Origin of the sequence: Methylococcus sp. S1M (assembly GCF_051295855.1) — a bacterium.
GTDB lineage: Bacteria > Pseudomonadota > Gammaproteobacteria > Methylococcales > Methylococcaceae > Methylococcus > Methylococcus capsulatus.
The window spans coordinates 539,797-555,426 of sequence record NZ_JBPDXO010000001.1; the positions used below are offsets into that span (position 1 = coordinate 539,797).

Here is a 15,630-nt window from a genome sequence, read left to right on the forward strand (position 1 = left end):
CCGTGCCCGCCCGCCCCCTTCTGTCCATACCGCAATCATCGACCGACCTTGATAAAGCAGTTTTTTCTGTCCGTTCTGGCCATTTTGGTCCTGTTCGAAGAATGGCTTTGGGATCTCCTGACCGTCTTCGGCCAATGGATCTCCCGCCTGTTGCATCTGGAACGTTTCGATGCCTGGCTTTCGCAGGCCCCGCCGAAATCGGCACTGGTCGCCCTCGTCCTCCCGCTGGCCCTGGTCACACCCCTCAACGTCGGCGCGGTGGTACTGATGGTGCACGGCGCCGTGACCGCCGGCATCCTGCTGGAACTTGCCGCCAAGCTGCTGGGCACGCTACTGGTCGCCCGGGTCTTCAGACTGACGCGGCCGGCCCTCATGTCGTTCGCTTGGTTCGCCCTGCTTTACGAATGGATCATGCGGCTGTTGCGCTGGGCGCACGCGCTGGTCCGGGAGTCGCGGCTCTACCGGGCGGTACTGGCCTTCAAGGAGACCGTCAAGCGTTTCTTTCGCGAGTTTCGGGGAGGTTAGCCCTCCTGCCTCCTCGCATCGGGCTCGAGCGAAGTAAACGCATCGGAATGCCGCCGCGAACGCATTTTCGGCTAAACTGCGATGCCACCCGTTCGGAAAGCGGTTCGACAACCAGGGACGGTCCGGCCTTGCCGCCGGTTTCCGCGGTTTCCGCCCATCGGAGGATTCGGCAATGCTGAAAACCATCGACATCCTGCTGGGGATTTCCGTCGTCATGCTCATCGCCAGCATGGCGGTGACCGTATTGACGCAGCTCATCACCGATGTGGCGAACACCCGGGGAAAACATCTCGCACGCGGACTGGGCGACCTGCTGCGGCAGATCGATCCCAGCCTGAGCCGCGAAATGGCGGAGCAAGTATCCCGCGCCCTGCTCACCCATCCCATGATCAGCCACGTGGGACAGCGACTCGGCGCCACGATACACCGGGAGGAATTCACCAAGCTGCTGCTGGACATCGCTAGCGGCCAGACACCGAGAGACGACAAGAACCGCCTGTCCGACTCCGCCAGACAAATTCTCGCCAAGATGCTGGAAAAAAACGGCATCGAGGACCCGGCGACAACGCTCGAAAACGTCCGTGCCTACGCCTTGCAGCTCGAGTTGAGCCATCCGGAACTCGCGACCAACGTGCGCCACAACATCGCGCTGTTACAGGAGGCCAACAGCCGTCTGGTGGCCAAGATCAACGGCTGGTTCGACCAGACCATCGACCGGGTTTCCGAACGTTTTACCGCCACCACCCGGCTGATCACGGTGACCTGCTCGACCGTCGTGGTCGTCGCGGTCCAGCTCGACACCATCGACATCATCAACCGGCTGTCCGTCGACGAAGGGCTCAGAAACGCGCTGGTCCAAAAGGCTTTCGCGCTGGACCAGCGACCGCGCGACACCGGCGCTCCCGAAAAGGCCAGTGCGGTCTCCCGGCCGAAAACTCCGCCGCCGTCTATCGATGCCCCTCTGCACATGAAAGCTTCCGATGGTACGACAGCGATGCCAGGCCGATCTGACGAACCCAAAGGCAAACCGGCGGCCGCGCCGGGCGTACTGGCAGCGGCGGCGGCACCGCCCCTGGCTTCCATCTCGCCCGCCGACAAAGGGCGGTCTGATGTCGGAACCGACCTGGAATACCTGCAAGACCTCGGTCTCATCAACCTCCTGGGCAGCAGCAAGGGATGGCTGAAGCGATGGCATGAGGTCAATCCGATCGGCCTCATTCTCTCGGTGTTTCTCCTCAGCCTCGGCGCGCCTTTCTGGTACGCGGCGCTGCAGAATCTGCTCAAACTGCGCGGCGTCCTGGCGGTCAAGGATGATGCGCAGCGGCGAGAGCGGCAGAGCCCGCAAACGTCAGCGGAACGGCCAGCCGGCGGTACTCCGGCCGGACTGCCAGTCACCGGTGAGCGCGGCATACTGGGATAGAAAAACCTGCCATGCTCAAACAGTGGATCGGCTGCCCCGCCACCAACTTCACCCAAGGCCGACGCGGCCTCAAGCCGCTGGCGGTCGTCATCCACGCCTACCCGAGCCTGGAAACCGCCGAGACAGTGTTCGCCAACCCCAGGTCCAGCGAATCCTGCCACTACCTCATAGCCGCCGGCGGCCGGATCCGCCAGTACGTCGACGAAACGGACACGGCCTATCACGCCGGCCTGGTCATCAACCCGAGCTGGGGACTGTATCGCCGGGGCATCAATCCCAACCTGATGACGATAGGTGTCGCCGCCGCCGTCGGACCGGGCGAACACTGGTCCGGAGAAATGTACGATGCCGCGGCGGAGCTGATAGGGGAAATAGCAGCGTACTGGGGATTCCCGCCGGACGCGGAACATATCGTGCTGCACGCCGAGATACGGGCTTCGCGCGACTGTACCGGTCGTGGGTTCGAGCGCGCGGAACTGCTGAAGCGGATGGCATCCAGGCCTGCGCCCGGTTCGGCACCATTCGTCAAGGATCTGGAACGACGCTTCGTACGGCTCCTCGGTGCGGCCCATCTCCGCGAAGACGGACCCAGCACCCGCGCCCGCATCCTTTGCACCCTGCCGGCGGGTACCGACGTGGCGGTCACGGGCTTCACCGACCGCGGCGAGCGGATCGAAGGAAACGCCATCTGGTACGAAACTCCAGAAAACGCCTTTCTCTGGGCGGGTGCCACCGATGCGCCGCAGCCACTGGCCCCGGCGCCATGGACACCGGCCGCAGCGGTGGTCTCCTTACCGGAAACCGCCGTGGAGTGCGGGATACCCAAGATCGACGCCCTGTTCCGGGGGCACGGCGGCGCTGCCATCGGCGTCCGCGAGCCGATGGGCGATGCGGTCGGCGCCATCCAGGACCTGCTTTCGGGACACGGCCACATCGGCCTGCCCTGCCTCCTCTCCGCCGCCTATGGAAGGTTTGGAAGCAAGACCGCAGCGGCGGTGCAAGACTTCCAGACCGGACAGGGGCTTTCCGCTTCGGGCGAAGTCGATGTCGCGACCCTGCGGGCACTGGTGAGAACGCCCGCCGCCAAACCCCGGATCTCCCAGGTCTATCTGGAGCTGGTCCTGGGTTTGCCCTATCGAGGACTGTACAAGATTCTGAGCATCGTTGCGCAGATGGAGGGGGTCGGTAAATTCGGGGCGATCAATCTCAACACCGATGCCGCCGGACTGTCCTACGGCATCATCCAGTGGGCACAGCGTCCAGGCCGCCTGCCGGAACTGCTGCGGGCGTTTTCCGTCGCCGACCGGGAGCATTACATCGAAATCTTCGGTGGCGGAGACGCTCGCATCGCCGACGGTCTCATCACCTGTACGAGCAGGCCCAACGGCGGTGTCGACGCCCGAACCGGTGTCGCGCTCGACCCGGCATTCGACCTCGTCCGTGCTCCCTGGACCGGCCGCTTCGAAAAAGCCACCCTCCACTTACCCTTTCAACGGGCCCAGGTACAGACCGCCGCTGCCGCGTTCTGTCACTCTCTCGGAAAGATACGGAGCTACGCGCAGGACCTCCACACGGAACGTGGCATCGCCTTCATGCTGGATGTGGCCAACCAATTCGGTGACGGCGGCCTCAAAAAGCTCTATCTGGCGGTTCACCGGGAGGGTATGGCCGAAATGGAGCTTCTCGAAGCCATCGCCGATGAGAGTGTGGAACGCATGCCGGACAAATTCAAACAGGGCGTGCGGTCCAGACGCGACGACTTCCTCCACACAGCCAGACTGTCGGACGAGGCCATCGACATGGATGACTGGAGCTCGACCGAAACTCCGTCCGTCGGACGAGTTTTACAACGGGATGGATCTTGATCCCGAACCCGCCCCAAGACGCCCGAACCGTCGGTTCGTGCTTCCTGCGATACAGAAAGGGTGGTGAGCACCGTTTTGTTTACCAGTAATAAACGTCAAGCATGGACATCATAAAAAACTCTGATACTCGAGCGCGTTGAATACGGTATAATTTATCCAAGTTCGAAGGGACGATGCGGTGCAGTCCAACCAGTGACGTGACGGTTGTTGCGCGGTTTTTGTTCTCCTCCTCCTGGGCGGCTTTTGGAGGTCGCCTCATTCTCCCTCCCTGGCGGACACAAGAAAGCCCGCCAGAGGCGGGCTTTTTTAGCGTTTTTTGTTATTATTTTTGTTTCAACGCTATCGCCGAGTTTACCTGCGAAGCGCATCGGTAGTCGCGTTATTGTTGTAATTATCAATTGCCCCGAGGGGCTCTCCTCCTCATTGACGACTCTCTCTGAGGCCCCATCCCTGACGGCTGGGCAAAGTATAGCGGAAAAGTTCCCGGTGTCCAGAGTTTTTTACAAACTTGAAACAACCTCTTTACCTTTCAACTTTACTTTTATAATTCAATAGGTTAAGTCTGTTACCGGCATCGGAGGAAGACGAGCCGGCAAATCGGGTGACTCGAGGGTTTTTCCCGCCGGATCAGCGGTACACTACCTGAACCCGGGAACTGCCTATCCATTTCCGCAGACACCCGAGCAACTCGTCCCGTGGATGGACCCGCCAGCCATCACCCAGACGGAGCACGGTCTGCGCTCTCCGCCCCCGGTAGGCGACATGGACCGGACACCCCCCTCCCGCGAACCGGTCGAGCAGTTTCTTGAATTCCGCCAGAAATGACGGGGGAACGCCGTCGGCCACGGCTCCGGGCCATTCGATCCGGAGACAGCGGGCGAAGTGCGCCCTCGCATCCTCGATGCTCAATATTCTTTCGGCGGTGATGCGGGTTTGGCCGGCATATTCGTCGTATCCCAACGTTCCCTCGACCACGATGAGGCCATCCTTGGCAAGATGGTGGCCGTCACGCTGGAAGGTCTCCGTATAGACCGCGATCTCCATGCGCCCGGTACGGTCGTCCAGCGACAGGAAGCCCATTTTCTGGCCGCTGCGAGTGAGCCGAGTGCGGATGTCGACGATGAGGCCCGCCACCACCACCCGCGTGTCTCCCCTACCACCTTCACCCTCTCCCATGAGAGGACCGAGCCGGCTCGTGACGATCTGCTCGAGTTCGCGCTCGTGCGGTGTGATCGGATGGCCGGTGAGATACAAGCCCAGCGTGGCTTTTTCCTGGGCCAGCCGTTCCGCTTCGGCCCAGGGTTCGACCTCCGTCGCCACCAGACCTGCGCTGGAGGCCGCGGGGCTCTCAGCGGTAAAGCCGCCGAACAGGTCGTCCTGACCGGCGGCGCTCATGGCACCCTGCTGCTCCGCCGCCTTCACCACGTCCGGCAGGGCGGCGAACAAGGCGGCCCGGTTCCGGTCGAAACAATCGAACACGCCCGCCCGGATCATCGCCTCCAGCACCCGCCGGTTGGCCTTGCGGAGGTCGATGCGCCGGCACAGGTCGAGCAGGTCGGTGAACGGTCCATTGTTCTTCCGCTCCTGCAGAATGTCGTCGATCGCGGTCTGGCCCACGCCCTTGACCGCCCCCAAGCCGTAGAGGATTTCCCGCCGGCCCCGGACGGTAAACCGGTATTCCGAGAGATTGATGTCGGGCGGCAGGATGGACAGCTTCATCTCACGGCACTCGTCGATCAGCACGACGACCTTGTCGGTATTGTCCATGTCGGCCGACAGCACCGCCGCCATGAACTCGGCCGGATAGTGAGCCTTGAGCCAGGCGGTCTGGTACGACACCAGGGCATAGGCGGCGGAGTGCGACTTGTTGAACCCATAGCCGGCGAACTTCTCCATCAAATCGAAGATGTGGGAGGAGATGCTCGGATCTATGCCTTGTCTGGTGGCACCGGCAATGAAGATTTCCCTTTGCTTCGCCATCTCCTCCGGCTTCTTCTTGCCCATGGCGCGCCGCAGCAGGTCGGCTCCGCCCAGGGTATAGCCGGCCATGTCACGGGCGATCTGCATCACCTGTTCCTGGTACAGGATGACGCCGTTGGTCGGTTTGAGGATGGGCTCCAGCACCGGATGGGGATATTCCGCCTTGGTCCGGCCGTGCTTGACGTTGATGTAATCATCCACCATCCCGGACTGCAGCGGGCCGGGGCGGAACAATGCGACCAGGGCGATGATGTCCTCGAAGCAGTCCGGCTTGAGGCGCTTGATCAGGTCCTTCATGCCGCGCGATTCGAGCTGGAACACCGCGGTGGTCGCGCACCTCCCGAGCAGCTCATAGGTCTTGGGATCGTCCAGGGGAATCCGGTTGATGTCGACCGGCTCCTCCCCCGCCGCCCGGCGTTTGGCGTTGATGTCGGCCAACGCCCAGTCGATGATCGTCAGAGTCCTGAGTCCCAGAAAGTCGAACTTGACCAGGCCGACCGCTTCCACGTCGTCTTTGTCGAACTGGGTCACCAGGTTGCCACCGCCGGGCTCGCAGTACAACGGACTGAAATCGATCAGCCGCGAAGGCGCGATCACCACCCCCCCGGCATGTTTGCCCGGATTGCGGGTGATGCCTTCGAGCGACTGGGCCAGATCGAGAAGCGCCCTGACCTCCTCGTCTTCCTCGTACGACTTGCGCAGCTCTTCGCTGTCCTCCAGCGCCTTGCTCAAGGTGATACCGAGCTCGAACGGAATCAGCTTGGCGATACGGTCGACAAAACCGTAAGGGTGGCCCAGCACCCGGCCGACATCGCGCACCACGGCCTTGGCGGCCATGCTGCCGTAGGTGATGATCTGGGACACCTTGTCGCGGCCGTATTTGCGGGCGACGTAGTCGATCACCTCGTCGCGCCGTTCCATGCAGAAGTCGACGTCGAAGTCGGGCATGGAGACGCGTTCGGGATTGAGGAAGCGCTCGAACAGCAGATCGAATTCGATCGGATCGAGGTCAGTGATCTTGAGCGCATAGGCCACCAGAGAACCGGCACCGGAGCCGCGTCCCGGCCCCACCGGGATACCCTGGCTCTTGGCCCACTGAATGAAGTCGGCGACGATGAGGAAGTAGCCTGGAAAGCCCATCTCCCGGATCACCGACAACTCCAATTCGAGCCGACACCAGTAACGCTGGGTCCGCTCTTCCAGGGTCCCGGCTCCGGAAGGCGGTCGTACGGCCAGACGTTCCTTCAGCCCTTGGCGCGACTGCTCCGAGAAGAAATCGTCGGGCGTCATGCCCGCCGGCACCGGAAAATCCGGCAGGAAATTCTTGCCCAGCGTCAGGCCGAGGTTGCAGCGGCGGGCGATCTCGACGCTGTTCTCCAGCGCCTCCGGCAAATCGGCGAACAGCGACAGCATCTCCTCCTCGCTGCGTAGATACTGCTGCTCGCTGTAGTCCCGCGGCCGGCGCGGGTCGTCCAGCACCCGCCCCTGGTGGATGCAGACCCGCGCTTCGTGGGCCTCGAACTCCTTCGCGGACAGGAAGCGGACGTCATTGGTGGCGACCACCGGCAGGTCCAGACGGGCGGCCAATTCCACCGCCGCATCGATGTAACGCTCCTCGTTGGCGCGCCCCGTCCGGCACACTTCGAGATAGAAACGATCCCGGAACATCCCTCCCCAGTACTCGGCCAACCGCGTCGCTTCCGCACCGCTGCCGGCGAGCAGGGCATGGCCGATGGCACCATCGCGGCCGCCCGAGAGGGCGATCAGGCCGGCGTTACAGTCCGCCAGCCATTCCGGCATCAGCATGGGAACACCCTGGTGCTGGTTTTCCTGGTAGCTACGCGAAATCAGTTCGGTCAGCGCGAGATAACCCTCCTGGTTCTGGACCAGCAGGGTGAGCCGGTGAGGGGAACTTACGTCCTGCGGGTTCTGCAGCCAGACGTCGGCCCCCGCGATCGGCTTGATACCGGCACCCATGGCCGCTTTGTAAAACTTGACCAATGCAAACAAGTTGCACTGGTCAGTGACCGCGACCGCCGGCATGCCAAATTCGGACAGCCGCTTGACCAGCGGCTTGATCCGGACTATCCCGTCGACCAGGGAATATTCGGTGTGAATCCGGAGATGGACGAACTTAGGCTCCATGAGCGCCCGTTAATGCCAATTCATAGTCAAAGGCCGCGCACAGCGAGGCCGTTTCCGCTCTTGATCTCTTCCCCGTCAGGCTGCGCCATCGGAGCTTTCGCCGAGACCAGCCCGAAGGGAAGCCGCTGGGATGCCGCCCGTCGATCGAGAAGCAGGAGCCCCTCGATGGACCTTCGCCGAAAGCGACAACTTTGCCGGGAGCAAAGTTGAGCAGCCGAAGACTGCCCATGAGACGAAAACCGGGGACGGTTTTCGTAATTGCGCAAGGGATCTCGCGGCCTCCGGACGGTTTTTCTTTGGTTACGCTGTTTCGTGACTTTCCTGCCGCCAACCCTACGGGCGCACTACGTATGGCCCCGTTCGCTCCCTGCAAAACCGATCAATCCAGGCACAGCGCCCGCCTGAAGACAGCTCTCACCGACCAGCCAGATCGGCCAAACAAAGCTCCAGCGCCTGGTCCCAAACGGGGAGCACGATGCCGAAGCGCGCCTCGAGCTTGCCCAAATCCAGCACCGAATGAGCCGGCCGCTCGGCCGGAGTGGGATATTCCGAAGTCGGGATGGCCTCGACCCGGGCCGCAGTGTCGGGGAGCAATCCGGCGGCCACGGCCTGCTCCCGGATGGCGCAGGCGAAGCCGTACCAGCTGGTCTGGCCGCTGCAGGTGAGATGGTAGACACCGCTCGCCCCCGCCAGATCGGCTGTGCCGGAACGCAGTGAGCTCGCCACCAGAATCGCCGTCGCCTCGGCGATCATCCGAACCCAGGTGGGAGCTCCGAACTGATCGTCGATGACCCGCACCACCTCGCGCTCGGCCATGAGCCGCAACATGGTCCTCAGGAAGTTCTGGCCGCGCACCCCATAGACCCAGGCGGTGCGGAGAACGAGGTGAGCGGCGCCGGATGCAGCGATGGCCTGCTCCCCGGCCAGTTTGCTGCGGCCGTACACGTTCCGCGGACCAACCGGGTCGTCCTCCCGGTACGGCACAGCGCCGTCACCGGGAAAAACGTAGTCGGTCGAATAATGGATCAGGCCTATGCCCAGACGCGTCGCTTCCGCTGCCAGCACAGCCGGCGCCTCGGCGTTCACCTTCCAGGCCAAATCCGGCTCCTGCTCGGCCCGATCGACCGCGGTATAGGCTGCCGCGTTGACGATCAGATCGGGCCGGACGGCGCGCACCGATGCGGCAACGGCACCGGGCTCGGCCAGATCGATCGCCGGTTCCGACTGGCGATCGAGCGCGACGACCTCGCCGAAACAGGCCAGCGTGCGCCGCAGTTCCCAGGCCAGTTGCCCGCTCCTGCCGACGACGAGGATCTTCATGGATAGACCGGCAGCCGGTGTTGCGGCAAATCCCGGAGCCGCGGGGCATCCCTGTCTTTGGCCGAGAGTTCGGGCGCGGAATCCAGCGGCCAGGCGATCCCGATGTCCGGATCGTCCCAGCGCAGCGAGAATTCAGAGGAAGGCTCGTAATACTCGGTGCACTTGTAGGCAAACAGAGCGGCTTCAGTCAACACGCAGAAACCATGGGCGAAACCTTCCGGCACGTACATCTGCAGATGGTTCTCCGCCGACAACACGGTACCGAACCAACGGCCGAAGTGCGGCGACCCGTACCGGATGTCCACCGCTACGTCGAACACCTCGCCCTGCAGCACCTGCACCAGCTTGCCCTGGGGACGGGGATTCTGGAAATGCAGGCCGCGCAGGATGCCCTTACGCGAATAGGACAGATTGTCCTGCACGAAGTCGCCGGGCAGCCCGGCGTCCTGGTAGCGCTGCCGGCTCCAGGTCTCTTTGAAATACCCACGGGCGTCGCCGAACACCTTGGGCGAGATCAGCAGTACACCGGGCAAATCCGTCTGTTCGACGTTCATACCGGCATCCCTCCTTCGATCAGCCGGCGCAGATAGGCGCCGTAGCCGCTCTTGCCCAGACCGTCGGCCAAGCGTGCAACTTCTTCCGCGTCGATCCAGCCCTTGTTCAACGCGATTTCCTCTGGACAGCAGATTTTGAGGCCCTGCCGCTCTTCGATGGTCTGGATGAAATTGGACGCCTGCAAAAGCGAGTCGTGGGTACCGGTATCCAGCCAGGCCACCCCGCGCCCCATCTTTTGGATGTGCAACTGACCCTGATCCAGATAAAGCCTGTTGATGTCGGTGATTTCCAGTTCTCCTCGCGCGGAGGGTTTGAGCGTGACCGCCATGTCCACGACCTGTTCGTCGTAGAAGTAAAGTCCGGTGATGGCATAGTTCGACCTGGGGCGGACGGGCTTTTCCTCGACTCCGATCACTCGGCCGGCCTCGTCGAATTCGGCGACACCGTAGCGCTCCGGATCACGCACCCAGTACCCGAACACCGTAGCCCCATTTTCGCGCGCCGTGGCGCCAGCCAAAAATGCTTGGAAATCGTGACCGTAAAAAATGTTGTCGCCGAGGATCAGGCAACTGCGTCGGCCTTCCACGAAATGACGGCCGATGACAAAGGCCTGGGCGAGACCTTCCGGCTTCGGCTGGGCGGCGTAACTGATGCTGATGCCCCACTGCCCGCCGTCGCCGAGCAAAGCCTGGAACAGCGCGGCGTCGTGCGGCGTCGTTATGACCAGGATGTCCCGGATGCCGGCCAGCATCAACACCGACAAGGGATAGTAGATCATCGGCTTGTCATAGACCGGCAGCAGTTGCTTGCTGACCACGTGTGTCAAAGGATACAGCCGGGTACCGGAACCGCCGGCCAGGATGATGCCGCGGATTCCTCTCATGCCTGCGCCTCGATGCCGCCGACGCCGAGGCGCTCGCCGCCGTAGTTGCCGGACTTGACGTGCTCCACCCAGTCGCGGTTGGCGAGATACCAGCGCACCGTCTTGCGCAGGCCGGTTTCGAAAGTCTCCTCCGGTTGCCAGCCCAGCTCCCGGCCGATCTTGCCTGCATCGATGGCGTAGCGCAGATCGTGGCCCGGCCGATCCTGCACGAACCGGATCAGCTGGCGGTGCGGTCGGTGGGGCGAATCGGGTAGAAATTCATCGAGCAGAGCACAGATCGTCTCGACCACCTCGATGTTGGTCTTTTCGTTGTTGCCGCCGACGTTGTAAACCTCGCCCGGCCTGCCTCGGGCCAAAACGGTTTCGATGGCGCGGCAGTGGTCCTCCACGTAGAGCCAGTCACGGACGTTGGTACCCGCGCCGTACACCGGCAGCGGCAGGCCCTGGAGCGCATGGTCGATCATCAACGGAATCAATTTCTCCGGAAACTGGTACGGCCCGTAATTGTTCGAGCAGTTGGTGGTCAGCACCGGCAGACCGTAAGTATGGAAATACGCCCTCACCAGGTGGTCGGAACCGGCTTTGGACGCCGAATACGGCGAATTGGGCCGGTACGGTGTCTCTTCGGTGAATTTGCCGGTCGCACCCAGCGTTCCATACACCTCGTCGGTCGAGACGTGCAGAAACCGGAATGCCTTACGACGCTCACCGTCCAGCTGGCGCCAGTACCAACGGGTGGCTTCCAGCAGCTCGAAAGTGCCAATGACGTTGGTGTGAACGAAAGCGTCGGGGCCGTCGATCGAACGGTCGACATGGGTCTCCGCGGCGAAATTGACGACCGCATCGGGCTGGTAGCGTTCCAGCAGGTATTCGACCAGTTCGCGGTCGCCGATCGAACCCAGTACGAAGTCGTGGTTCGGATTGTCCTCGACTTCAGCCAGGGTCCGCAGATTACCGGAATAGGTCAGGGCATCCAGGTTGACGACCTCGACGCCACCCCGCCGCAGCTGTCTGAGTACGAAATTGCCGCCGATGAATCCGGCTCCGCCGGTGACGAGTAGAGTTTTCACTGGGTTCAAGCGCCGCCTTTACGCTGCATCATGCCTTTGGAAGGGTTGTAGCCGACGATCGCCGCGGCGAGAAACAGCGCCGTGGCCCCGGCCGTGTAGCCGCATGCCACCCCGTTGAACCGTCCATACAACGCGAAGCGGATCAGTTCCACCGCCTGTGAGAAAGGGTTCCATTGGGCCAGCCAATACAGCAGCTCGCTGGACTCCTGGATCTTCCAGAGCGGGTACAGCGCCGTGGACATGAAAAACATGGGGAATATTACGAAATTCATCACGCCGGCGAAATTCTCCAACTGGCGGATGAACGATGATAATAGCAGGCCGAGCGCCCCCAGCATCACACCGGAGAGCAAGAGCGCCGGCAGCACCGCCAAATACCCCTCGACCGGTGCCTCGATACCGTAAGCCCAGGCGACACCCAGGAATACATACGCCTGCAGGATCGACACGGCGACGCCCGCGACCAGCTTGGCGGTCAGCAGAAACCAGCGCGGCAGGGGACTGACCAGCAAGGTCCGCATGCTGCCCATTTCACGGTCGTACACCATTGACAGCGAACTTTGCATGCCGTTGAACAACTGGATCATCCCCAGGAGTCCCGGTGTGATGTAGACCTCATAGAGGATGTATGTCTCATACGGCGGACTGATCGCCAAACCCAAGGTCGAGCGGAATCCCGCGGCGAACACGAACAGCCAGACGAGGGGCCGCACCAGGGCGGAGATGAAGCGCTCCCGCTGATGAACGAAACGGTACAGCTCGCGCGCGACGATGCCGCGCAACGCTCGCAGATAGTGCAGCGGCCTCATCCCTCGCCCTCCGCCGTCAGACGGTGGAACGCCGCGCTCACGGTTGCCGCACCCTGACTGGCCAGCACCTCGCGCACGGGGCCCCATGCCCGGACCCGCCCCTTGTGCAGTACGATCAGGCTGTCGTCCGCGCCGATCTCGTCGATCAGATGGGTCGCCCATAGCACTGCCAGACCTTGGGAGCGACACAGCGCATGAATGTGGTCGACCAATGCTCTACGGCTGGGTACGTCCAGCCCCACGCTGGGCTCGTCCAGCAGCAGCAGGGCCGGCCGGTGCAGGAGAGCGCGGGCGATCTCCACCCGCCGACGGTGGCCGCCATTGAGCTGGCGGACCTTCTCGTCGCGCCGGCCGTACATGCCCTGCCGCTCCAGCTCTTCCCGGATACGAAGCTCTGCCTCCCTGCGGCTCAGACCGTGCAAGGCCGCGTGGTAGCGCAGGTTCTGGGCGACGCTCAGATCCAGGTCCAAGGTCGGCTGCTGGAACACGACACCAAGCCGGGACAGCGCGGCACAGGACTCCTGGCGCAAAGACCGGCCGGCGATGCGGATCTGCCCGGCGGGGGCTTCGTAAAGCCGGGTGACCAGCGAGAACAGTGTACTCTTGCCCGCCCCGTTCGGGCCCAGCAGGATCGCACACTCGCCCGGCTGGACCTGGAAGGCCACGTCGTCCAGCGCCTTGCACGGCCCGTAGGCGAACGACAGACGTTCGACCTCGAGCACTGGAACCGTGACGCTCATGGCCGAACGGCGACCCCCCAGGGGTGGGAGCCCACCGCCACCGATTTGGTCACCTTGTGTGAGGCCAGGTCGATGATGGAAACATCGTTGCTCAGACCGTTGGTGGTATACAGCCGCCCGAAGTCCGGCGAAAACTCCAGATTCCACACCCGCTGGCCGACCAGCAGGTAATCCTTCACTTCCAGCTTCTGCGCGTCGACCACCGCGACGCGGTTGGCCGGCCCCAGCGCCACATAGGCGTAGCGCCGGTCGGGATCAATGCGGATGCCAACCGGCTGGACCTTCTCCGGAGTCACTCCGGCGATCTTGAAAGAAATCGTCTTGAGAGGCTGGCGGGTTTCCGTATCGATCACCGTGACGGTGCCGGCGATCTCGGAACTGACCCACAGCTGCCGGCTGTCGGCGGTGAAAGTCGCGGCGCGTGGGCGCGGGTCGACGAGGGTGTTGTCCACGACTTCCAGCTTGGCCCGGTCGATCCAGTGCGCCATGTTGGTGGTCTCGCTGGTACTCACCACCCAGCGCCCGTCCGGGCTGACCGCGATGCCTTCCGGCTCGATACCCACGGGGATCTCTTTGACCGCTTTGCGGGAGGCGATGTCGATCACCGTCACCCGGCCGTCGTCCTCGTTGGAGACGTACAGGAACCGGTCGTCCGGATCCATGGCGAAGGTCTCCGGATCCTTGCCGGCAGGCAGCGTCCCGGTGACGTTCAGCGTCCCGGCATCGATCACCTGGATGGCGTCACTGTCGCTGGCGGCAACATAGAGACTGTTGCCATCCTTCGCCAGCGCGATACCACGCGGGCGCTTGCCGATTCTGGCCGTCCTGGTCCGAATGCCGGTTGCGCCGTCGATGACGGCGATGGCGTCGTCCTTCTCCAAGGTGACGTAGACGGTATCCGCGGCCGCCACACCGCAGAGCAGGACGAGGACGGCGCCGATCAGGCGGCGGTCATGGCTTGGCATGGCACGAAGTCTCCGGTTCATCGTATCCCAGACTGTCCAATTCATTCTTCGGATGGGCGAACCCCTCCACCGGAGCCACGGCGACCAGGGAGCGCTCTTGTACCAGCAGTACCGGCTGCCGAAGCTGGCCGTCCCAGCGCCGGAACGACAGCGGTACGCCCTTGAATCCGGCCAATGCGAAGCCGTCACTCAGCAGATAGGACCGGATCGCCTCGAACTCCAGCGACCGGGTCCGGGTCGCGGCCTCGCCGATCGCCCGCACCGCCAGCCATGCGCCGTAATCGGCCTCGGTCATCCACCGCCCCGCCTGCTGCCGGAAACGGTTCTGCAATTGAATCGCCCCCCAGGCCTCCAGGGTGTGATGCCAGGCGCTGGGTACCAACCCCTGGGTACCGGCGACCGGCCGCGGCAGCCAGGTCCGGTATGACAGAATGTCTCCGAACGAACCGGCCTCGTCGGCCACGAGGACGAGGTCGTAATCGCTGCCCTGAGTGAACACCGGCACTTCCGATTCCGGCGTCTTCCGGTCGTCAAAGCTGTGCGTCCAGGTCTTCTCGGCGACGATCTTCATGCCGAAGCGCTTGGCCGAGCGCTTCAGCGCGTCGGCAAACAAACGGTCCTCCGGCGCCGGCCCCACGGCAAGGAACCAGCGCGTCCACTTCTTCTTCGCCAGGTACTGGGACAAGGCATCCGTCCGCATGGCCCGGCTCGGCAGCAGATGCAGCACGTTGGACGCGCAGTCCTCGCCCCGCAGGGCATCGTCGCGGCTGGAAACGTCCAGCAGCAGGACGTCATGTGCCTGTGGCAAGGCGGCCAGTCGCCGCAGAACCTCCGGTTTCAGATCGACCAGGATGAAACGGCGGCCGTCCGCGACCAGCCGCTTAAACACCGCCTCCGCATCGTCCCCCGGGGCGAGCCAGGTTTCGGCAAGGGCGAATTCCTGGCGGGTGAAGCGCCCGGTGGTATTGTCATCCACCAGCCCGAGCCGCGCCCCCTGAACGCCGCGGTCGGTCACCACGGGTTCGAAATACGGCCGGACCGCAGCCGCTTCCGCCAGCTGGCCCAGATAGGCCAGCGTCAACCGTTCCACCTCCCGCGCTGCCGCCACCGGCGCCGGGGTCTGTCGCCGAACGGGCGCAGGACCTCCGAGCGCAGCGGCCTGAAAAAGTGCCAGTGCGACGATGCCGGACCTGAGCAGGACCCGACCCGCGCAGGCACTGAGTCGGTTGAAGCGGATCAAAAGTTTCAATGCAAAGGCCGGTGTCAAAGCCGAGCAGCTCCCCAAACCGGGGTAAGGGCGGAATTTTATGGGATTTGTAAGGAACGCACCATGAGGCGGCGAGATGATGGATA

The 15,630-nt window shown here is 63.2% G+C and carries 12 protein-coding genes; 3 read left to right on the plus strand and 9 right to left on the minus strand.

Annotated elements, in window-relative coordinates; genetic code table 11:
- Positions 1-48 precede the first annotated feature (48 nt).
- The 3 genes from ACSHWJ_RS02425 (at position 49) to ACSHWJ_RS02435 (ending at position 3,810) form a co-directional block, all read left to right on the plus strand.
- Complete coding sequence (locus ACSHWJ_RS02425) at positions 49-525, plus strand: hypothetical protein (protein ID WP_017365864.1); 477 nt, start codon at positions 49-51, stop codon at positions 523-525.
- Positions 526-697: 172 nt separating this feature from the next.
- The gene (locus ACSHWJ_RS02430; protein WP_218801289.1) at positions 698-1,945 is read left to right on the plus strand and encodes a hypothetical protein; all 1,248 of its coding nucleotides are present in this window, start codon (positions 698-700) and stop codon (positions 1,943-1,945) included.
- An 11-nt stretch (positions 1,946-1,956) separates the two neighbouring features.
- Entirely contained in the window at positions 1,957-3,810 is a 1,854-nt protein-coding gene (locus tag ACSHWJ_RS02435; RefSeq protein WP_432539238.1) for a peptidoglycan recognition protein family protein, read from the plus strand.
- Positions 3,811-4,437: 627 nt separating this feature from the next.
- On the opposite strand, the gene dnaE is transcribed toward ACSHWJ_RS02435, so the two are convergent.
- The 9 genes from dnaE to ACSHWJ_RS02480 all read right to left on the minus strand — a co-directional run bounded on the left by dnaE (position 4,438) and on the right by ACSHWJ_RS02480 (position 15,526).
- The gene (gene dnaE, locus ACSHWJ_RS02440) at positions 4,438-7,935 is read right to left on the minus strand and encodes a DNA polymerase III subunit alpha (protein WP_017365861.1); all 3,498 of its coding nucleotides are present in this window, start codon (positions 7,933-7,935) and stop codon (positions 4,438-4,440) included.
- 414 nt (positions 7,936-8,349) lie between these two features.
- Positions 8,350-9,255 (minus strand): dTDP-4-dehydrorhamnose reductase, encoded by a 906-nt coding sequence (rfbD, locus tag ACSHWJ_RS02445; protein ID WP_432539239.1) that lies wholly within the window; start codon positions 9,253-9,255, stop codon positions 8,350-8,352.
- Complete coding sequence (rfbC, locus tag ACSHWJ_RS02450) at positions 9,252-9,809, minus strand: dTDP-4-dehydrorhamnose 3,5-epimerase (RefSeq protein WP_010960566.1); 558 nt, start codon at positions 9,807-9,809, stop codon at positions 9,252-9,254. Before rfbC ends, rfbD begins: the two co-directional genes overlap by 4 nt.
- Entirely contained in the window at positions 9,806-10,693 is an 888-nt protein-coding gene (gene rfbA / locus ACSHWJ_RS02455; RefSeq protein ID WP_010960565.1) for a glucose-1-phosphate thymidylyltransferase RfbA, read from the minus strand. The genes rfbC and rfbA overlap by 4 nt, the downstream gene beginning before the upstream one ends.
- On the minus strand, positions 10,690-11,763 hold the full coding sequence (rfbB, locus tag ACSHWJ_RS02460) for a dTDP-glucose 4,6-dehydratase (RefSeq protein WP_010960564.1): 1,074 nt from the start codon (positions 11,761-11,763) through the stop codon (positions 10,690-10,692). Before rfbB ends, rfbA begins: the two co-directional genes overlap by 4 nt.
- A 5-nt stretch (positions 11,764-11,768) precedes the next feature.
- On the minus strand, positions 11,769-12,572 hold the full coding sequence (locus ACSHWJ_RS02465) for an ABC transporter permease (protein WP_010960563.1): 804 nt from the start codon (positions 12,570-12,572) through the stop codon (positions 11,769-11,771).
- On the minus strand, positions 12,569-13,312 hold the full coding sequence (locus ACSHWJ_RS02470; RefSeq protein WP_010960562.1) for an ABC transporter ATP-binding protein: 744 nt from the start codon (positions 13,310-13,312) through the stop codon (positions 12,569-12,571). The genes ACSHWJ_RS02465 and ACSHWJ_RS02470 overlap by 4 nt, the downstream gene beginning before the upstream one ends.
- Entirely contained in the window at positions 13,309-14,298 is a 990-nt protein-coding gene (locus ACSHWJ_RS02475) for a YVTN family beta-propeller repeat protein (protein ID WP_432539240.1), read from the minus strand. The genes ACSHWJ_RS02470 and ACSHWJ_RS02475 overlap by 4 nt, the downstream gene beginning before the upstream one ends.
- A complete protein-coding gene (locus tag ACSHWJ_RS02480; RefSeq protein WP_432539241.1) occupies positions 14,264-15,526 on the minus strand; it encodes an ABC transporter substrate-binding protein in 1,263 nt (420 codons plus the stop codon). The genes ACSHWJ_RS02475 and ACSHWJ_RS02480 overlap by 35 nt, the downstream gene beginning before the upstream one ends.
- Positions 15,527-15,630 lie beyond the last annotated feature (104 nt).